Source organism: Myxococcus sp. MxC21-1, from assembly GCF_032612255.1.
Lineage (GTDB): Bacteria > Myxococcota > Myxococcia > Myxococcales > Myxococcaceae > Myxococcus > Myxococcus virescens.
The window spans coordinates 8,122,544-8,140,909 of record NZ_CP123278.1 but is presented as its reverse complement, the minus strand read 5'-3'; the positions used below and the strand labels follow the sequence as shown (position 1 = coordinate 8,140,909).

The window sequence follows — 18,366 nt, the reverse complement described above, 5'->3', positions numbered from 1 at the left end:
GGGCGTCTACGCGGCGCCTCGCAGGGACATCTCCTCGCGGAAGGCCTGGATGACCTCTTCCTCGGTGGGCAGCTCGCCACAGCGCTTCTCCATCAACTTGGAGAGGACGGCGACGTAGGCCTCGCCGAACAGCGTGGTGAGCGCGGTGGCGGTGGTGGCGGAGATGAGCGCGCCAATCGCCGTGCCCGGGCCGGGGACGAGCTTCAGCAGGCCGGAGACGATGGACTGGCCGGTGAAGGTGGCGCCCAGGCCGGTGATGCTCGCGCCCACCAGCGTGGAGAGGAAGGCCTCCGTCAGCGGGAGGCCGAAGACGCTACTCACCCCCGCCAGCATTCCGACCTGCGTGGGGACGAGCAGGGCGGCGTCGGCGAAAGGGATGGGGACGGCTCCAATGAGGCCGGCGGCGGCCGCGGCGCTGGCGACGATGCCGTGCGCGCGCTTGCGCTTCTGGCTGATGCTCACGCGCTGGGCGGCGGCGAAGGCGTTGCGCTGGGCTTCGGGGACCAGCTCCATGGTGAGCTCGATGAGCTCCACCAGGCCCTTGGGCTGGAGCGTGTGGCCCTCGTCGTCCGTCTCCTGGAGCGCGCGCACGCGCATGACGTTACGGGACATGGGCAGCAGCTTCTGCACCTCCGCGCGGAAGCCCTGGTCGCTGCGCGCCTTGGTGACGACGACCACCACCGGCATGTGCCGCGCGAGCATCTCCGCCGCCTTCAGGTCACCGTCCTCCACGCGGCGCGAGTCCTCGCTGATGCACAGCCAGGCGCAGTGCAGGTGGCGCGTGGCGTCCGCGTCCTTCGCGCGCGCGGCCACCAGCTCCTCCAGCAGCTTCAGCGTCTCTTGAAAGGCGCCCAGCTCCAGGCCGCGGGTGTCGAGGATGCTGACGGGGATGCCGTCCTTCGTGTACTCGCGCGTCTCCTTCGTGACGGGGCGGCCCTGGCCGGTGTCCGCGATGCGGCCGTGGAACACCGCGTTGACCAGCGTGCTCTTGCCCACGCCGCTGCGGCCCGCGATGACGATGTTGACCCGGCCGCGCTTGCGGAAGGCCTCTTCGACCTGCTTGCGGATCTCCTCCGCCAGATGGATGTCCATGGGCTGCCGCTGCCTCCGCTGTTGAGCCCTCCCGCGTTGACGGGAGGGGGCTTCAGCGTAGCGGAAAGGCCGCGCGGGTCGACGATGGACCCACGCGGCGCGGAAGGCTCCTGGACCCAGGACGGACGGACATCCAGGCCCTGCCCGTGGCGACGTGTGCCTGCCTGAGGGCAAGAGAGCGAGAGAGCCCTCGTGGCCCGCTCACCGTGACGCGAAGGCCGCAGCCTTGGGGGTGCCAGGGCGGCGGCGACGTCGCAGTGCTTCATGCGCCGTCGGTGGGGGCACTGACGCCACCTGCACCGCGACCGGCTCCAGGGACGGCGTGGCGGTGGGCACGGGCGGGGTCCGCATGTGTCGCACCCAGGCGCGGAGGCCCTCGAAGCGGAAGCGTTCGTCGAACGGACGGAGCAGCAGAATGAGCGCGCCGCACATGACGAGCACGAAGCTGATGAGCCCATGGAACACGGCGATGCCCAGGTGGAAGCTGATGCCCAGGGGCAGCAGCACGCGGCGCAGGGACGGGTTCAGCAGCGGGCCCAGCGCGAGCCCCAGCTCCAGCAGCAGCACGGACCAGGTGAGCAGCGCCACCACGGGACTGCTCAGGACGGGGAGCATCACGCCGGCCAGCCAGTCCGGTGCACCGACGCTGGGGTCCAGCAGCCAGTAGTACAGGGCCGTGCCGTCCACCCACTCCATCACCTTGAACTTGCCGACGGAGGCGTGGAAGTAGATGCCCGCCACCTGGAGGCGGAGCATCACCCAGGCCGACCGGGCGATGAGCCGCTTCGCCTCGTCGTTCCCCATGGATTCGCGGGGCGCGTCCCAGTGCCAGCGCCGGTCATCCGTGAGCGCCAGGGGCAGCATCAGCAGCGCCAGGATGGCGGCAATCTGGTCACCGCCGTCCGTCAGCGACGCGGACCACGGCATGCTGACGGCCACCCACCAGTGCACCAGTCCCGTGACGCGCGGGCGCCAGCCGGAGGCGACGACGAGCAGCAACAGCACCGCCGCCCACCGCGCCACCTCCAGCCAGCCGGAGGAGCACGCAGAAGAAGGACGCCGCGCGGATGCCCTCGCAGACGGGGGCCTCGGGGATGCCCGCGACGGGCCGGAACAGCGTTGTGGTGTCGCTGAAGGCCAGCGTGCCACCCGTCCCCAGCGCGACCAGCGTGCGCGCCAGGCCATAGGTATTGCTCCAGGGGGAGGGGCCCGCCACCCAGGCGCGGGCACGGTTTCCAAGCACGGTCAGCATTCGACGTCCAACCTCAGGACCTTCGAGGGCATGGTGATGGGCTTCCCCTGGTTGGTGCGGCTCCAGGCCCAGGGAACGGCCCGCTGGAAGACGATGCCCAGTTGGCCGCAGTACGTGGGCCGCGGGCTGGTGTTGCGGAGCGTCTTGGCCACGGGGGCGCGCTCCAGGCAGGCGGAGGGGGCTTCCTTGCAGTCCTCCCGGGGAAGGGTCGCTGTGTCGTGGAGGAGCAGCCCCAGTTCCACGCCCTGCGCCCGCGCGGCCCGGTTGATGCCGAAGGCGTTCTTCCACTGGAAGTTGGGCGTGTCGCTTCCCCAGGTCCACTGGCCGTCCGCGGTGCGGAGGTAGGGCAGCATCCGGTCATCACGCGGGTCGCGGGTGAAGAAGGCCCACCCCTCTGGCAGCAGCAGCTTGATGTTGAAGTGCTTCTCGAAGGGCAGCTCGATGGGGTTGTAGGGCAGCGCCGCGTGCAGGGCGTAGACCGTGAGCGTGGTCCAGCCCAGGATGAGTCCCAGGGCCAGCAGGCCCAGGCGGCGCGTGGGGGAGGTCTGGGGAGAGGGAGGAGTGGACTCGGTCACGGCCGTGCTCGGGGAAGAGGAAGAAGGGGAGTGCCCACCGGTGAGGGCGATGGACACTCCCCGGAGTGCTCCGACTACTCAGCGGCGGCGAACCGCTTCGCCAGCATGTCCACCCACACGTCACGCTGGAGCTGGCTGGACTGCGGGCCTTCCATGACCGGGGTCATGTCGATCTGGGTCAGGATGAGGATCAGCACGATGGCGACGGCCACGGCCGTCTCCACGTACAGGTACAGGCCCGCTTCGACCTGCTGCAGGGCGGCGGCGTTGATTTCACCCGCCTGGCCCGCGTCCTTGCGCAGCGCGTTCGCCGCTGCAACCGTCAGCTCCCGCGTGTCCGTCAGCAGCTGGTCGATGACCAGGTGGTTGCCGCTGCGCAGGTCGTTGCCGAAGCGCTCGAAGAATGCCGGGTCCAGCGCGCTCATCTTCGCGATGACGGCCTCGGCGGCCTCTTCGCGCTTGGCCAGCGTCTCGTCGCCCAGCTTCGCCTTGATCTCCGGACGCTGCCAGAGGTCGTCGAAGTAGTGCGCCGCGGGGCCCAGGCCGAAGGCCATGCCCTTGAACAGGTTCTGCCCGGACAGGGCCTGGTTCTGGGTGATGCCGGCCGACGGGCCGCTGCTGCCATCCGCGGGACCGCAGCCGATACCGAAGGTGGAGAAGGTCATGAAGGCCGTCACGGCCGAGGTCAGCTTCAAGGTGGAACGCTTCAAGGTGTGCTCCAGGGCAACGGGGTGTTTGCCCGCGAGGCACGCCGGCCGGCCGGGTGCGTCACAGGCAAGTCACGATTTTTGGTTAAGCTGGATTTGTGTGCAATCCATAGAATTACTTAAAATTATACGCTCGCGTATCAGTTTCGTGGATGTCGATTATTTCAATTTGAGTGCGCTAGGCGGACCTGGCGGGTCTGGTTCCAGGCTTGGTTCCAGGCATTCCTCCGTCAGAGCGGCCAGCCAGGACAGGGGGCACACACACGAGCGCCGCTCCCGCCTTGCCGCATCGGTGCGCGGACCCCACCCCTTTACCCACAAAGGGGCAGAACTCGCATGCGCGCACGCAACGCGTTCGCCGGCGTCGTGGAGGAGGCGGGCCCGGGCCTGGTGACGGCTACTTGCGCAGCAGCGTGCCTTCGAAGAAGAACGCCAGGCACGCGGCCAGGATGAGCCAGGTCCACAGCGGCACCGTCGGCTTGTCCGCGTCACCCGTGGAGGCCTTCACCGTCTCTTCTCCGAAGTAGGCGGTGAGGGTGTCCGTCGGCACACGTCCCAGGTCGCTCTCGGAAGGATCGAGCACGGCGGCGAAGGACAGGTCCGGCTGCACCTTCCCGTCCGCGCCCAGCACCGAGTACACGCCCGGCTCCGTCACCGGCCCGGCGACCAGCGTGCCTTCCGGCTGCTCCTTCACGGTGACCTCGGTGCCGTCCGGCGCGCGCACCGAGGACACCTTCTGGGCCCCTCCGGGCGCAGCGTGGCGCTTTCGCCCACGCGCACGCGCACCTCCTCGCGCTCGTCCAGGGAGCCGGTGAGGTACGCGGCGAAGCGCTGCATCAGCGGCAGGAAGGAGGTGCGGATGGAGAAGTCGCTCCAGTCGCGGTCCACCGTGCTGGTGAGCAGCGCCACGCGCCCTTGCCCTTGCGCGCCACGGCCACCGCCGGCGCGCCGTCCTCATACGTGGCCAGCACCTGACTGGCGCCGGCCGCGCCCGGGGAGTCCGCCTCCAGCAGCATGTACTTGTAGAAGCGCGCCCCCACGAGCCCTTCCTCCGCCTGCCCCGTGAAGGGCGAGAAGAGGACGTGCTCCACGGAGACCTGCGCCAGCCGCGCGCTCTTGGTGTCCGCGTCCGGGTCGTCGCGCTCGGCGCTGGTGCGCACCAGGCGCAGCGGACGCGGCAGCACCGGGCCCAGCCGCTGGTTGTACGCCTCCGGGTTCACCCGGTCGCCCATGCTGATGAAGAGGCCGCCGCCGTTCTCCACGAAGGCCGCCAGCTTCTGCGCCTCGTCGGCGCTCGGCGCGGGCACGTTGAGCAACAGGACCAGGTCGTAGGCGGAGAAGTCCTCGCGCAGGCCCACCTCCGCGTCGCGCGTGGCCACCTCCACCGGTGAGCCCGGCGCGGTGAGGGCCGCGTCCACGAAGAAGGCTTCATCCCGGTAGCGCGTCGCGTGGGGTGAGCCATTCACCACGAGCGCCTTCAGCGCGCGGGGCACCGGCAGCACGAACGAACGCCGGTCATCCTCAATCAGCGCGTCCGGCGCCAGCGTCACCTGCCCCAGCACCGTGCCGCCCTGCGGGAAGCGCACGGTGAGCGTCTTCTGCGTCGTGCCGCCCGGGGGATGTCCACGAAGCCCTTGGCCAGCGTGGACTCGCCCACGCGCACCGCGGCCTCCAGGTCCTTCACCGGCTCCGCGCCGAAGTTGCGCACCGTGAAGGTGAACTGGAACGTGCGTGGGCCGGCCTGCAGCGCGGGCTCCACCTTGAGGTCGACGATGGCGCGGTTGTTCAGCACCTCGTGGCCCTCGGCCGCGTCGCGCAGCACCACCTCCGGCTTCACGGGGGCGCCCGTGGGGCCCTTCACCGTGGGCGGCGGCGCCTCCAGTCGGAAGGCCGCGGCCGTCATGTCGGAGACCAGCACCAGCCGCTTGGCCGGCATGGGGTTCTCCTCCAGCGCGCGGGCCGCCATGTCCAGGCAGCGCGACAGGTCCGCGGTGCCGTGGGTGGCCTTCGCTTCATCCACCAGCGAGCGCAGACGGCCGCGGTCGAAGCCCGGCGGCGGCGGCGCGGCGGGGGACTGCGTGCACACCAGCACGGTGGCGGGCTCTTCGGGCAGCAGGTCCTTCAGCGCGTCGCGGGCCTCGTCGCGGGCGCGCTCGAAGAGCGGCGTGCCGTCCGACCAGCGCATGGACAACGATGCGTCCAGGATGATGGCCGTGGCCGCGGGGCCCTTCACCACCTGCGCGGCGGCCGCGTCACGCGTCAGCTCGGGGCGCGCCAGGGCAATGGGGATGGCCAGCAGGATGAGCGTGCGCAGCGCGTACAGCAGCAGGCGCTTGAGCTTGAGGCGGCTGGCGGTGCGCTTCTGGCTGCGCATCACGAAGGCCAGCGGCCCGAAGGGTGTGGCCGGGGACGGCGCCGGTCGAACAGGTGCACCAGCAGGGGGATGAGGGCGCCCAGCGCGCCCAGCAGCATCCACGGATTGCCGAAGGTCACCGGCGCCTCCCGCGCCGCGACAGGTACCGCAGCAGCACGTCATCCAGCTTGTCGTCCGTGCGCACCAGGTCGTAGTCCACGTCCGCCTCGGCGCACGCGGCCTTCACGTTCGCCAGGAAGCCGTTGAACTCCTCCAGGTAGCTCTCCTTGATTTCGCGCGGGTTCACCTCGATGCGGCCCTGGCCCTCCATGTCGATGAAGAGCGTGGGGTCGTCGAAGGGGAACGTCAGCTCCGCCGGGTCCACCAGGTGGAACACGGACACGTCGTTCTTCCGCTGGCGCAGCGCGAGGATGCGGCGCAGGGCGTCCTGATTCTCATCCAGCAGGTCCGACAGGACGATGACGCTGGAGCGCCGGGGCAACACCTCCGCCAGGTGGTCCGCCGCGCTGCCCAGGTCCGTGGTGCCGGTGGGCTCGGTGTGCTCCAGCGTGTCCAGCAGCACGTTGAGGTGCCCGGCCGACGCGCGCGGCGGCACGTCCTTCCACTTGCCGCCCGCCATCAGCGCCAGGCCCGCCGCGTCCTGCTGGCGCACCAGCAGGTAGCACAGCGCGCCCGCCAGCGTGGTGGCCACGTCCAGCTTGCTCAGCGCGCCGCTGCGGTAGCCCATGGAGGCGGACGCATCCACCACCATGACGGCGCGCAGGTTCGTCTCGTGCTCGAAGCGCTTGACGTAGTACTTGTCGAACTTGCCGTAGGCCTTCCAGTCCAGGTGGCGGAGCTCGTCGCCGGGGGCGTACTCCTTGTGCTCCGCGAACTCCACGCTCTGCCCCTGATGCGGGCTCTTGTGGAGGCCGGACAACACGCCCTCCATCACCGCGCGGGCGCGCAGCTTCACTCCCTGGAGGCGGGCCAGTGTCTGGGCGTCGAGCAGCATGGCGCGGGCTTGGCTAGCCCTTCACCACCGTGAGGAGCTGGTCGATGAGCTTCACGGAGGTGATGCCCTCGCTCTCCGCGGTGAAGTTGGGCAGCACGCGGTGGCGCAGCACGGGGCGGGCCAGGGCGCGCACGTCCTCGACGGTGGCGACGAAGCGGCCGTGGAGGATGGCGCGCGCCTTCGCGGCCACCACCAGGTACTGGCTGGCGCGGGGGCCGGCGCCCCAGGACGCATTCTTCGCGATGAAGTCCAGCGCGCCCGGCTCCTTGGGCCGCGTGTGGCGCACCAGCTCCACGGCGTAGCGCACCACGTGGTCCGGCACCGGCACGCGGCGCACCAGCTCTTGTAGCGCGAGGATGCGCTCGGGAGACAGAATCTTCTCCAGCTTCGGCTGCGGACCGCCGGTGGTGCTCTTGACGATTTGCACCTCTTCGTCGGCGGTGGGGTAGCCCACGTCCACCAGGAACATGAAGCGGTCGAGCTGGGCCTCGGGCAGCGGATAGGTGCCCTCCTGCTCGATGGGGTTCTGCGTGGCGAAGACGAGGAAGGGCAGCTCCAGCGGGTACGTGCGGCCACCGGCGGTGATGCGGTACTCCTGCATGGCTTGCAGCAGCGCGGCCTGCGTCTTCGGCGGGGTGCGGTTCACCTCGTCCGCCAGGATGATGTTCGCGAACAGCGGACCCTGGAGGAAGCGGAAGGTGCGCCGGCCGGTGGTGCGGTCCTCTTCCAGGATGTCCGTGCCGGTGATGTCCGACGGCATCAGGTCCGGCGTGAACTGGATGCGGTTGAAGGACAGGTTGAGGACGTCCGCCAGCGTGGAGATGAGCAGCGTCTTGGCGAGGCCCGGCACACCCACGAAGAGGCAGTGGCCGCGGCTGAAGAGGGAGATGAGGAGGTGCTCCACCACCTCGCGCTGACCGACGACGCGCTTTTCAATCTGGGCGACGATTTCGTTGCGGGCCTGGGCGAGCTCCTCGACGGCACGGAGGTCGTCGCTCGAGGCGTCGGGCACGGGCAGAGAGTCGGGGGCGGCGCTTTCCATGGAAGGGTTCTCTTAATTCGTGGGCGGCGCTGGGACCAAAGGATTCCGCCACCCCTGCGCCAAGGCGTGCGCTGCCAACCGTTCGGGGGGAGACCTATTCCGCTGCCGCACACCCCGGCACGCTGGGGCACATGGGCGCGCTGATCGCCTGGATGCCCCCCTGCCATGTGACAGTGCCCCTGGGCTGGGGGGGAATGCCGGGGGCTGGACACGCTGCTTAGGTTCCCAGGGCCTCGCTTCCGGTGGACGGGAGCAGGCTCCTTGGAGCGTGTCATGGGGTCATTTCGGCGTGGTGGGCGTGGCAACCTCTGGACGGGGCTTCTTCCAGTCGCCCTGCTGTGGGTGGCGGGTGGGTGCGGCGGGAGCAGCGGGGACGGGGGACCCTGGCCGAAGCGCCGCATGACGGCGACGAAGCCACGCCGGGCGTGGCCGTGGCCCCCACGGCGCCGCAGGACTCCAACGGCGGGCTCCCGCAGCGTCCGGTGCCGACGGCGGCGTCGCCTTGGAACCAGGTGGTGGGTGGGCCCCAGGACGACGTCGGGACGGGCGTGGCCACGGCTCCCTCGGGAGATGTGGCGGTGGTGGTGTACAGCACGCCGCGCCAGGACGAAGAACGCGAACCCGTGGAGGGCGAGAAGCTGGCGCTGACGCTTGCGCGTTACGCGGCGGATGGGGCGCCGCGCTGGTCGCGTGAGTGGGCGCGCAACCGCTTCTCCGACACGCGCGTGGCGGCGAGCGAGGCGGCGACGTTCCTGTCGGGTAATGCGTTCCTCTACTCGGCGGACTTCGGACTGGGTGAGGCGCAGGACGGCTTCCTGGTGAAGTTCGACGCGGCGGGTTCGCCGGTCTGGCAGCACCGCGTGGGACAGAAGGTCTACGCCATCGCCGCGGACGCGCAGGGCGGCGTGCTGGCCGCGGGCGAGGAGTGGGAGGGGAGTTCATCGAGGACCCCGTGCTCACGCGCTACGCCGCGGATGGCGCCGTGCTGTGGTCGCGGCGCTTCCATGGCGCCAACATGGACACCGCGCTGCACGCGGCGGCACTGGCGCCTTCGGGACAGTCGATTCTGGCCGGACAGCTCGTGGACGCGCTGGAGGTGGACGGCCAGACGTTCGGCGCGCCCGGTGTGCGCGGCTTCGTGGTGCTGACGTTCGATGCGTCCGGGCGCTTGCTGTGGGGCAAGGAGCTGCCGGGTGTGAAGGGCCGCATCACCTCGGTGACGGCGGCGGCGGATGGCACGCTCGTGGCGGCGGGTGACTTCATCGGTCTGCTGGTGTGGGGGATGCGTCGCTCGGTTCCTCCGGGGCCTTCGTGCTGACGGCGGGCGCGGATGGCAGCGCGGGTTGGGTGCGCCAGCCCCTGTGCGGGCCGGTGACCGAGCTGGGCGCGTCCGTCGCGGTGGAGGATGCGGGCGGCGTCGCGGTGACGTGTGGCAGCGTGCTGACGCGCTACGCGGCTTCGGGGGCGTGGCTGGGGGAGCAGACGCTGGAGGCGCAGCCCTGCGCCAGCGGGGTGTGCTCGCTGACCACCGCGGGTGTGGCCACGGTGCCGGGCCGCGGGCTCGCCGTCACCGGCTGGCAGCGCGACGGGGCGGGCGACAGCTGGAATCAGGACGCCTTCCTCAGGCTCGTGGTGCCGTAGCGGCCAGGGCCGCTACAGTGCGCGGCCATGTCCGCTCCTGCCGCAGAGGTCCTTCTCGAGGTGGAGGGTGCCGTCGCCACGCTCACCCTCAACGATACCGCCCGACGCAACGTGATGACGCCCGAGCTGGGAGACGCGCTGTGTGCGCGCGTCGCCGAGCTGAAGGGGCGTGACGATGTCCGGGCGGTGGTGCTCACCGGGGCGGGAGGCGCGTTCTCCGCCGGTGGGGACCTGAAGATGCTGGAGCGGCTGCGCCAGGTGTCCTTCGAGGATGCGCGCGCGTTCATGCTCGGCTTCTACGCGCGTTACCTCAGCGTGCTGGACCTGCCGGTGCCCGTCATCGCGGCGGTGGACGGGCCCGCGATTGGCGCGGGGCTGTGCGTGGCGCTGGCGTGTGACGTGTGCCTCGTGGCCGAGGACTCGAAGCTGGCGCTCAACTTCGTGCAACTGGGCCTGCATCCGGGCATGGGCGCCACGTACCGGCGCCACGCCGCGCGGGGGCGCAGGCCGCCGCGGAGCTGCTGCTCACCGGCCGCCGCTTCGATGGCAAGGAAGCGGTGAAGCTGGGACTGGCGCTGGAGGCGGCGCCGGCGGGACAGGTGCTCAGTCGCGCCAGGGAGCTCGCGGGACGGATTGCCGCGAACGCGCCGCTTGCCGTGCGTGCGCTCAAACAGCGGCTGGGGCTCGACAGGGCGGAGCTTCAGCGCGCGCTGGAGGAGGAGGCGCGCTTTCAGGCGGAGAGCTACGGCAGCCAGGACCTGGGCGAGGGGCTGGCCGCGGCAGCCGCGCGGCGCGCCCCCGTGTTCCAGGGGCGCTGAGTTGATGCCTCAGTACACGTTGTACTTGCGGCGGAGCGCCTCGTGCTCCTCCGCGTTGCGCGACGGGCGGAGGATGCGCTGCGCGTCGTGCAGGTAGTACCAGTACTCGCTCGGCTTGGGCATCATCGCGGCCTGGAGCGAGGCCACGGTGGGCGCGCCGATGGGGCCGGGCGGCAGGCCCTTCTTGTGCCGCGTGTTGTACGGGTCCTGCGGATCCCGCAGGCGCTTGAGGAAGGCGACGCGGTCATTCCACTGCGCCAGCTCGTAGCGCGACGTGGCGTCCACGCCGAGCGGGAATCCCTTGTCCACGCGCTTCCACAGGATGCCGGCGACCAGGGGGCGCTGGTCGGGCAGCGGCTCCTCGCGCTCCAGCATGGAGGCCATCACCACCACCTCGTGCAGCGTGCGTCCGCTCTTCGTGATGGCATCGCGGTTGGGCGTGTAGAAGCGCTGCGCGAAGGCGTCCAGCTGACGCTGGATGAGCGCCTCCACATCGAACTTGCCCGGAATCACGCCGTAGGTCTCCGGGTAGAGGTAGCCCTCCAGCGTGCCCGTGGAGGGCAGGGGGAAGGGCGCGGTGAAGTTCTTGGGCTTGCTGGCCGCGGCGATGTACGCGCCCGGCTTGATGAAGCCCGCGGCCACGAGCGCCGCGTCCGTGTCGCGCAGGCGCCAGCCCTCGACGACGACGAACGGGACGTCCTCGGGAATGGGGTTGCCTTCCAGCTCCGTAGCCAGCTCGGCCAGCGTCATCGACGCGCTGACCTCATGGCGGCCCGCCTTGGGGGCGAAGTTGCCGCGCCGGTACAGATGCCAGCGCCACACCCGCGCGTCGCGGATGAGGCCTTGCGATTCGAGCAGCGTGCCCAGGCCGCGCCCGGACGTTCCCTTGGGCACGGTGAACTCCACCACGTCCGCGCCAGGAGGCGCCGCGGCCGTGCGTGCCTGCTGCTCAATCCAGAAGACGGCGCCCGCGCCGGACGCCACCAGCAGCACGAAGGCTGCACCCAGGACCCAGAGAATCCGCTTCATTCGCGGCGCACGCTATCACCGGATTCGGGCCGTGCCTGGGTTCCGGCATGCAGATGTCACCTCCTGGGCGCCAGGTTGGCCGGCGGCTAGGCGGCCGGTGTCGTCCCGAGCTTCAAGTCCCGGTTCAACCCGGTGTCCCGGCTCACGCGCCAGATTTTTTGATCCAGGTAGTAATGGTGCAGCGCGAAGCCCCAGATGAAACATTCCATCAGATTGCGCAGCGTCAGCCCCGCGCCCAGCGGAACCTTCAAGTCGAAGCCGCCGCAGCCCGGGTGCGCGCCGAAGCCGCAGCCCAGGCCCCGATACAGCAGCGTGAAGACGACGCCGCACACCGTGTAGATGACGAAGCGCTGGCTCACCTTCGGCGCCCAGCCGAACGGCGCCGGGTCCACGCCCGCCGCGTGGTAGCGGTTGCGGTGATAGAACCAGACCACGCCGTGGTACTGCACGTTGTGGAACGCGGTCACCGCCACGGCGAACATGATGAAGTCCATGCGTGCCGCGAACGGAGGCCAGAACACCACGGCCGACAGGCCCATCGCCGCGCCCATCATCAGCAGCTTGGGGCCATTCACCTTCAGACCCGCCCGGTGTCGCTGCACCTGCCGGCCCGCGTAGAGCACCACCAGCGCCAGCACGGTCGCGAAGCAGGCTCCGGCCACCACCGGCTCCCAGGTGGGCGGCCCCAACAGGCCCAACTGCTTGCGTGCGCCCGGATGCGACACCGCGAACGCGACGAAGGGCGCCAGCAGCCCCGTGTACAGCGTCACGCTGTCGAGCCGCCGGTCCAGTGGCAGCGACTCGCCGCTCTTGCGCTGGTACAGCACCATGATGCCGTAGTGCTGCCGCACCACGTGCCAGTAGGCCCAGAGCGCCGCCGCCGTCATGAAGAGGGCGAAGGGCAGCTTCGTGCCCAGCAGCGCCGACAGTCCGAACGACGCCGGGCCCGCCGCGAACCACGCCAGGCTGCCCAGCAGCAAGCGCCGCCGTGTCTGCCATTCTCGCGCATCCAGATAGGTCCGCGATACCGTGGCGAACAGGTGCGGCCCATCCAGTGCCAGCACCCATGCCCACCACAACAGCAGACTGCTGACGCCGCCCCAGACATGGAGTCCGACCAGCGCCAGGCTCACGCCGAGGCCGCCCCCCGTCGAAATCAGGTCGTGCCGCCGGTCGACGAGCCAGCCCGCGCGTGCGGGGCCTGGGACTGCGAGAGGGATGGCGCTCATGAGGCCTCCGAGGGACGCCGCGGAGGATATAGGAAGGTGCAGGTAGGTGGTCTGCCCACCTGTTGGCGCCATTCGCCGGGCAGGGGACCGAGGGGCCAAAACCTACTTGAGCGGCGGGTCGCGTACCGCGATTGTCCTCGCCATGGATCAAGGCAGGCGCACCACGGACAGGAAGGCAGTTGGCCTGCTGGTGAAGCTGAAGCATGAGAGCGTGGGGAGCTTCGCGGAGGAGTTCGCCACCAACCTGAGCCCGGGTGGGATGTTCATCCGCTCGCGCACCCCGCAGGCAGTGGGGACCCCCGTCAAGTTCGAGGTGCAGATTGCAGGAGGCGTGCGGGTGCTGCGTGGCTCCGCGCTGGTCCGCTGGGTCCGCGAAGTCGGTGATCCCGCGGGGCCTCCGGGCATGGGGCTGCAGTTCGAGGAGTTGGATACGGCGAGCCGCGCGCTCGTCGAAATGATGTTGATGCGGAAGACCGTCGCGGATTCCAGCGCGCCCGCCGTTCAGCCCCTGCCCGCCATCGCGCCGTCCGTGGCGCCTGCGATTGCACCGTCCATCGCGCCTTCCATCGCGCCCGCGATTGCGCCGTCCATCGCGCCCGCCGTCGCGCCCATGGCGCAGGCCCGTCCCGCGCCTCCGGTCCAGGCCCGTCCCGCGCCCCCTGTGCAGGCGCGCCCCGCCGCGCCCGCGGAGGTGGGTGGCATCGCGCTCGACTCCCTGTTCGATGACCTGGAACCGGAGGGGGGCCTCCGCGCCGACCCTGGACGAGCCGTTCGGCCTGGTTCCGTCGGTGGTGGAGGAGCCGAGGACACCGCCTCCGAGCCGCGTGCCCGTCTCCTATTCGCCGCCGCCTCCGGTGGCCGCGAATGACGTGGACATTCCGCTCGACGAGCTCATCGCGAGCACGCCGCCTCCACCCGTGGCCGCGCTGGACATCGATGAGCCCCTGCCGGGCTTCGAGTTCGAAATCGAGAGCCCGTCGGGTGAGGCGCCCGTGGCCATGGGCGCGCCGCTCGACGAGCCGCCCATCGAGGTCGGCATCTCCCTGGAGGTCGAGCCGTCGTCCTCGTCGGCGGGCGGTGGGGCACTGGAGTTCGAGCTCGACCTGGGTGACACGGTCGCTGAGCCGCCGCGTGCGCCCGCGGTTCCACCCGTGCGCGTGGCGCCACCGCCAGCGCCTGTTTCCAGTGGCGGCACCTTCGAGTTCGACCTGGACCTGAGCGAGGCCGAGACCGCACCGCCGCCTCCTCCACGCGCCCCGGTGGCCCCCAAGGCCCCGCCGGCTCCCTCCGGTGGCATCGAGTTCGACTTCGACCTGGCCGAGGACGTGAGCCCCGCTCCGCCCGTCGCGCCTCCATCGCCGCCGCGCGCCCCAGTGGCGCCTCCTCCCGCGCCTGTCTCGGCCGGAGGCGTCTTCGAGTTCGACTTCGCCCTGTCCGAGGACACGGGCAAGGCGGCATCGCCGCCGCCGCGCGCACCCGCTTCGGCCAGCCCTGGTGGTGGTGGCATCGAGTTCGACTTCGACCTGTCCGAAGACACGGGCAAGGCGGCACCTCCGCCGCCTCCTCCTCCGCGCGCACCCGCTCCGGCGAGTTCCGGGGCGGCGGCATCGACTTCGACCTCGACCTGTCCGAGGACGTGGAGGAAGCACCTCCCGTCGTGCCTCCACCGCCGCCGCGCGCGGCGATGGTTCCTCCGCCCGCGCCGGTGCAGCCGCCCGTGGCGGCCCGCCCATTGCCTCCGCCGCCCCCGGCTCCGCCGCCTCCCCTCAAGGGCTTCCCCAGGTGCGCCGTGAGGCGCCTCGGGGACCGGCGCCGGCGGCGACGCCCTCGGTGCTCGCGCCCGCAGTGGCGAAGGCCGCCGCGCAGGCGCCCGGCCTGGATGAACACGGCCTGCCGAAGACGGTGTTCCTGCCTCCGCCGGTGCCGCTCAGCGGTACGGGGCCCGTCATCGGCATCGACCTGGGCACCACGAACTCGTGCGTGGCGTTGCTCTCCAACGGCCGGCCGCTCGTGCTGCGCTCGCGCGAGGGCTACAACACGATTCCCTCCGTCATCTCGCTCAACGCGCAGAACAAGCTGCTGGTCAGCCACCGCGCGAAGAACCAGTTGGTGCTGCGTCCCCAGCACACCATCTACGGCGCGAAGCGGCTCGTTGGCCGTCCCTACGACAGCGCCGTGGTGAACCAGGTCCGCGAGCGCTTCCACTACGACATCGTCCCGGACTCCGCCGGCCGCGCCGCCGTGCGTCTGGCGGACACGGCCCTGTCGCTGGAAGAGGTGCAGGCCCTCATCCTCCGCGAGTGCAAGGAGATGGCGGAGGCCCACCTCAACCAGAAGGTGGAGCGCGCGGTGGTGACGGTGCCCGCGTACTACTCCGAGCCGCAGCGTGAGGCCGTGCGCAAGTCCGGCATCCTCGCGGGCCTCAAGGTGGAGCGCATCCTCAACGAGCCCACGTCCGCGGCGCTCGCCTACGGCCTCAACCGCGAGCTCAACAAGAAGGTCCTCGTCTACGACCTGGGCGGCGGTACCTTCGACGCCACGATTCTGAAAATCGAGAAGAACGTCTTCGAGGTGCTCGGCACCGGCGGCGACGTCTTCCTGGGGGGTATCGACTTCGACAACCTCATCGTCGACTACCTGCTGGCGCGCTTCCAGGAGAAGGAAGGCATCACCTTCACGGGGGACGGCATCGCCTTGTCGCGCGTGAGTGACGCGGCCGAGCGCGCGAAGATGGGGCTGTCCGAGCGCAGCACCTTCGAGGTCCACATCCCCATGCTGATGATGGACGACTCGGGCAGGCCGCGTGACTTGCGCGTGGTCCTCAGCCGGCAGGAGCTGGAGAAAATCTGCGAGCCGCTCCTCAGCCGCACCATCGACGTGGTGCGCGACGTGCTCCTGGACGCGAAGCTGAAGGCCGCCGAGGTGGACGACATCATCCTCGTGGGCGGCATGAGCCGCATGCCGCTGGTGCGCGACAAGCTCAAGTCGCTCTTCGGCAAGGGCGCGCAGGCCAGCGTCAACGCGGACGAGGCCGTGGCCCTGGGCGCGGCGCTCTACTCGGGCTCCGTGGACAAGGTGAGCAGCGTGGTGCTCATCGACGTGCTGCCGATGACGGTGGGCGTGGCCATGCCCGGTGGCGCCTTCAAGCGCGTCATCGAGCGCAACAGCCCGCTGCCCGCGCAGCGCTCCTTCGCCATCAACACGACGAAGGACAACGAGGCCTTCCTGGAGCTGTCCATCTTCCAGGGCGAGGACAGCCACATCTCCGCCAACGAGTACCTGGGCACCGTGCGCATCGAAGGCCTGCCCAAGGGACCGAAGGGCTCGGTCCGCGTGGCGGTGACGCTCAAGCTGGACTCCGAATGCGTGCTGCACGTGGAGGCGCGTGAGTACTCCACGCGCAAGGAAGTGAAGGCCACGCTGGCCACGCGCTACTCGCCGGAGGAGCTCCAGAAGCAGCTCCAGGTCAGCAAGGAGTCCGTGAAGGCCGCCGAGGAGCGCCGCGGCGCCGACCTCAAGGAGCGCGCGGGCGGCTTCTGGAGCTTCGTGAAGAAGGCGCTGGGCAGGAAGTAGCGTGTCGCCATGACGGCCACCGCACCCCGGTACATGACGCGCTTCAGGTGCCTCGCGGATGCCTGCGAGGACACCTGCTGCGCGGGGCTCGTCGTCCTCGTCAGCAAGCCGCGCTTGCAGCGCCTGAAGCAAGCGGTGGCGGGCACGCCGGACGCGGAGCGGGTGGAGACCTTCATCCGGCCGGAGCCCGACGCCAGCCCTGGCGACGAGGCCGTCATCGCGAAGCGCGAGGACGGGCACTGCGTGTTCCTGGATGCGCGGAAGACGTGCTCGCTGCACCGCGCCTATGGGGAGGCCGCGCTGCCGGATGCATGCGCCACCTTTCCGCGCGTCGCCACGCGCTGGGCGCACGGGCTGGAGGTGACTGGCTCGCTCGCGTGTCCAGAGGTGGCTCGCCTGTGTCTGCTGGCGGAGGACGCCGTGGACACCGGGCCCGTGTCCGAGGACCTCGCGCTTCGTCCGGAGATTGCGCGCGCTCTGAGCGGCGGCGATTCCGAGGACGCGTGGACGCAGCACGCGGCGGCCGTGCGTTCCACCGCGTTGTCGGTGCTCCAGCGCCGCGAGCTGCCGTTCGCCGCGAGGCTCTTCGCGCTGGGGCAGCTGGGCCTCAGATTGGATGGGTTCTACTGCCGGGGCACGGAGGTGTTCCACGGCGACGCGCGCGAGGGCGCGGAGGCCCTGCTGGCGGAAGTGCTGCGTACCTTCACCCTGCCCGAGACGCTGACGGCGCTGCACGGTGGCTTCGCGGCGCTGTCGCTGCCGGGAGGCCCGTGGGTGGGCATCTGCGCCGCGGTGCTGAAGTCTCGCCTGGGCGCGGTCCGGAGCGAGCGGTTCCACACACTGGTGGAGCTGGTGCTGGAGTCCTACGGCGGCGTGGACCTGCTGCCCGACGACGCATGGCGCCGCTACGCGGAGCGCCGTGAGCGGCTGTCACCCGGCCTGTCACAGCGGGTGGAGCAGTACCTGCGTCACCACGCCGTGAATCACTGGCTGCGCCACCCGTTCACGGCTGCGCCGCGCGTGCTGGACTACGTGTTCCGCATGGCGCTGCGCGAGGCCGTCCTCTGTTGGACCCTCTTCGGCCACCCCACGGTGGTGGCGCTCTGCGCGGAAGGCGCGGCGGACACGGCCGAGTCACGGGCCCGGCTCGACGCCGCCGCGGTGGAGTGCTTCCAGCTCATCGCCAAGCACGTCGAGCAGGCGCCCCAGCTCCACGCCCTGGCCCAGGGGCTGGCGGGGAGCGGGGGCGACGAGACGCTCGGCCGGATGCTCGTGCTGCTCAAGGGGCTCTGACGCTCAGGGCTGCGCGTGGGGCGTCGCGCCGAGCCGGCGCATGGCCTCCTGGAACACCGGGTACTCCTGCGCGCCCTGGAGGCCGAAGCGCTCCCCGAGCACGAAGGTGGGCACCGCGTTGACGCCGATGGCCCGCGCCTCCTGGATGGAGTCCTCCACGGCCTTCGTGTAGCGGCCCTCCTCGACGACACGTTGCACTGCGTCCGGGTCCAGGCCCGCCTCCTGGGCGGCGCCGCGGAGCGTGTCCCACTGCCAGAGGTCCTGGCCCTCGCTCCAGTAGCGGCGCAGGAGGGCGGCGTGGAACGGCTCCAGCCGGCCCTGCTCCCGGGCGTACTCGGTGGCCTCGTGGGCCCGGCGGGTGGACGGAGTGAGTTCCCGCATCACCAGGGTGAGCCCGGCTGCCTGGGCGCGGAGCTTCAGCGGGTTGTTCGGGTCCTTCATCTTCTCGCGCACATGGTCCGGCAGGGGGAGTCCCTCGGGGGGCGTCTCCGGACGCAGGTAGAAGGGACGCCAGTCGACCTGGACGTCGTACTCCTTCTTCAGCTTCTGGACCTCGGCGTAGCCCACGTAACACCAGGGGCAGACGTAATCGGACCAGACGCGGACGGTGATGGGCTCGCTCATGGGCTCGTGTCTAACCGCGTCGAAGCGCCGCGTCATGGCGGAGTGCGCCGGGGATGCGCGTGGGTGCTACCCCGGGTACGCGGAGGTGGACAGCGCGGGCCGTAGCAGGCAGCGTCCACCCCC

Annotated in this window: 21 protein-coding genes and 2 pseudogenes; 8 read left to right on the top strand and 15 right to left on the bottom strand. The window is 70.6% G+C overall.

Annotated features, from left to right (window positions below):
- Window positions 1-6: 6 nt before the first annotated feature.
- The 12 genes and pseudogenes from QEG98_RS36395 to QEG98_RS36340 all read right to left on the bottom strand — a co-directional run bounded on the left by QEG98_RS36395 (window position 7) and on the right by QEG98_RS36340 (window position 8,036).
- The gene (locus QEG98_RS36395; protein ID WP_316564587.1) at window positions 7-1,092 is read right to left on the bottom strand and encodes a YcjF family protein; all 1,086 of its coding nucleotides are present in this window, start codon (window positions 1,090-1,092) and stop codon (window positions 7-9) included.
- Window positions 1,093-1,293: 201 nt separating this feature from the next.
- Window positions 1,294-2,097, bottom strand: coding sequence for a sporulation-delaying protein SdpB family protein (locus tag QEG98_RS36390; RefSeq protein WP_316564586.1), 804 nt, complete (start codon window positions 2,095-2,097; stop codon window positions 1,294-1,296).
- Window positions 1,985-2,344, bottom strand: coding sequence for a hypothetical protein (locus QEG98_RS36385; RefSeq protein WP_316564585.1), 360 nt, complete (start codon window positions 2,342-2,344; stop codon window positions 1,985-1,987). The genes QEG98_RS36390 and QEG98_RS36385 overlap by 113 nt, the downstream gene beginning before the upstream one ends.
- Window positions 2,338-2,919 carry an SdpA family antimicrobial peptide system protein gene (locus tag QEG98_RS36380; protein ID WP_316564584.1) on the bottom strand — a complete coding sequence of 194 codons (582 nt, stop codon included), beginning with the start codon at window positions 2,917-2,919 and terminating at the stop codon, window positions 2,338-2,340. The genes QEG98_RS36385 and QEG98_RS36380 overlap by 7 nt, the downstream gene beginning before the upstream one ends.
- Window positions 2,920-2,993: 74 nt before the next feature.
- Window positions 2,994-3,629, bottom strand: a complete 636-nt coding sequence (locus tag QEG98_RS36375; protein WP_011556539.1) for a sporulation delaying protein family toxin — start codon at window positions 3,627-3,629, stop codon at window positions 2,994-2,996.
- A gap of 394 nt (window positions 3,630-4,023) precedes the next feature.
- The gene (locus QEG98_RS36370; protein ID WP_316564583.1) at window positions 4,024-4,350 is read right to left on the bottom strand and encodes a hypothetical protein; all 327 of its coding nucleotides are present in this window, start codon (window positions 4,348-4,350) and stop codon (window positions 4,024-4,026) included.
- Window positions 4,317-4,514, bottom strand: coding sequence for a hypothetical protein (locus tag QEG98_RS36365; RefSeq protein WP_316564582.1), 198 nt, complete (start codon window positions 4,512-4,514; stop codon window positions 4,317-4,319). Before QEG98_RS36365 ends, QEG98_RS36370 begins: the two co-directional genes overlap by 34 nt.
- Entirely contained in the window at window positions 4,463-5,212 is a 750-nt protein-coding gene (locus tag QEG98_RS36360) for a hypothetical protein (RefSeq protein WP_316564581.1), read from the bottom strand. Before QEG98_RS36360 ends, QEG98_RS36365 begins: the two co-directional genes overlap by 52 nt.
- Window positions 5,173-5,811: a hypothetical protein gene (locus tag QEG98_RS36355; RefSeq protein ID WP_316568025.1), complete on the bottom strand. Its 639-nt coding sequence runs from the start codon at window positions 5,809-5,811 to the stop codon at window positions 5,173-5,175. Before QEG98_RS36355 ends, QEG98_RS36360 begins: the two co-directional genes overlap by 40 nt.
- Window positions 5,812-5,940: 129 nt before the next feature.
- Window positions 5,941-6,098 (bottom strand): annotated as a pseudogene (locus tag QEG98_RS36350) (BatA domain-containing protein); the annotation flags it as partial.
- Between the two features lie 17 nt (window positions 6,099-6,115).
- On the bottom strand, window positions 6,116-6,994 hold the full coding sequence (locus QEG98_RS36345) for a DUF58 domain-containing protein (protein WP_090488183.1): 879 nt from the start codon (window positions 6,992-6,994) through the stop codon (window positions 6,116-6,118).
- Window positions 6,995-7,007: 13 nt separating this feature from the next.
- Window positions 7,008-8,036 carry an AAA family ATPase gene (locus tag QEG98_RS36340; RefSeq protein WP_090488185.1) on the bottom strand — a complete coding sequence of 343 codons (1,029 nt, stop codon included), beginning with the start codon at window positions 8,034-8,036 and terminating at the stop codon, window positions 7,008-7,010.
- Window positions 8,037-8,389: 353 nt separating this feature from the next.
- Here QEG98_RS36340 and QEG98_RS36335 point away from each other — a divergent pair, with 353 nt between their 5' ends.
- The 4 genes and pseudogenes from QEG98_RS36335 to QEG98_RS36320 all read left to right on the top strand — a co-directional run bounded on the left by QEG98_RS36335 (window position 8,390) and on the right by QEG98_RS36320 (window position 10,495).
- Window positions 8,390-9,184 carry a hypothetical protein gene (locus tag QEG98_RS36335; RefSeq protein ID WP_316564580.1) on the top strand — a complete coding sequence of 265 codons (795 nt, stop codon included), beginning with the start codon at window positions 8,390-8,392 and terminating at the stop codon, window positions 9,182-9,184.
- Window positions 9,118-9,354: a hypothetical protein gene (locus tag QEG98_RS36330; RefSeq protein ID WP_316564579.1), complete on the top strand. Its 237-nt coding sequence runs from the start codon at window positions 9,118-9,120 to the stop codon at window positions 9,352-9,354. The genes QEG98_RS36335 and QEG98_RS36330 overlap by 67 nt, the downstream gene beginning before the upstream one ends.
- On the top strand, window positions 9,348-9,677 hold the full coding sequence (locus tag QEG98_RS36325; protein WP_316564578.1) for a hypothetical protein: 330 nt from the start codon (window positions 9,348-9,350) through the stop codon (window positions 9,675-9,677). Before QEG98_RS36330 ends, QEG98_RS36325 begins: the two co-directional genes overlap by 7 nt.
- Window positions 9,678-9,704: 27 nt before the next feature.
- Window positions 9,705-10,495: pseudogene (locus QEG98_RS36320) on the top strand (enoyl-CoA hydratase/isomerase family protein).
- A 9-nt stretch (window positions 10,496-10,504) separates the two neighbouring features.
- Here QEG98_RS36320 and mltG read toward each other — a convergent pair.
- Window positions 10,505-11,524, bottom strand: a complete 1,020-nt coding sequence (mltG, locus tag QEG98_RS36310; protein WP_316564576.1) for an endolytic transglycosylase MltG — start codon at window positions 11,522-11,524, stop codon at window positions 10,505-10,507.
- Between the two features lie 86 nt (window positions 11,525-11,610).
- The gene (locus tag QEG98_RS36305; RefSeq protein ID WP_316564575.1) at window positions 11,611-12,753 is read right to left on the bottom strand and encodes a hypothetical protein; all 1,143 of its coding nucleotides are present in this window, start codon (window positions 12,751-12,753) and stop codon (window positions 11,611-11,613) included.
- Between the two features lie 142 nt (window positions 12,754-12,895).
- Here QEG98_RS36305 and QEG98_RS36300 point away from each other — a divergent pair, with 142 nt between their 5' ends.
- From QEG98_RS36300 to fliB, 4 genes are read left to right on the top strand one after another with little or no spacing between them, the layout of a single operon-like run.
- Window positions 12,896-13,621 (top strand): TIGR02266 family protein, encoded by a 726-nt coding sequence (locus tag QEG98_RS36300; protein WP_316564574.1) that lies wholly within the window; start codon window positions 12,896-12,898, stop codon window positions 13,619-13,621.
- Window positions 13,578-14,546 (top strand): hypothetical protein, encoded by a 969-nt coding sequence (locus QEG98_RS36295; protein WP_316564573.1) that lies wholly within the window; start codon window positions 13,578-13,580, stop codon window positions 14,544-14,546. The genes QEG98_RS36300 and QEG98_RS36295 overlap by 44 nt, the downstream gene beginning before the upstream one ends.
- Before the next feature lie 37 nt (window positions 14,547-14,583).
- On the top strand, window positions 14,584-16,326 hold the full coding sequence (locus tag QEG98_RS36290) for an Hsp70 family protein (RefSeq protein ID WP_316564572.1): 1,743 nt from the start codon (window positions 14,584-14,586) through the stop codon (window positions 16,324-16,326).
- A 9-nt stretch (window positions 16,327-16,335) separates the two neighbouring features.
- Window positions 16,336-17,619, top strand: a complete 1,284-nt coding sequence (gene fliB, locus QEG98_RS36285) for a flagellin lysine-N-methylase (protein WP_316564571.1) — start codon at window positions 16,336-16,338, stop codon at window positions 17,617-17,619.
- 3 nt (window positions 17,620-17,622) lie between these two features.
- Here the strand turns inward: fliB and QEG98_RS36280 are convergent, their stop codons facing one another.
- The gene (locus QEG98_RS36280) at window positions 17,623-18,243 is read right to left on the bottom strand and encodes a DsbA family oxidoreductase (protein ID WP_316564570.1); all 621 of its coding nucleotides are present in this window, start codon (window positions 18,241-18,243) and stop codon (window positions 17,623-17,625) included.
- Window positions 18,244-18,366 lie beyond the last annotated feature (123 nt).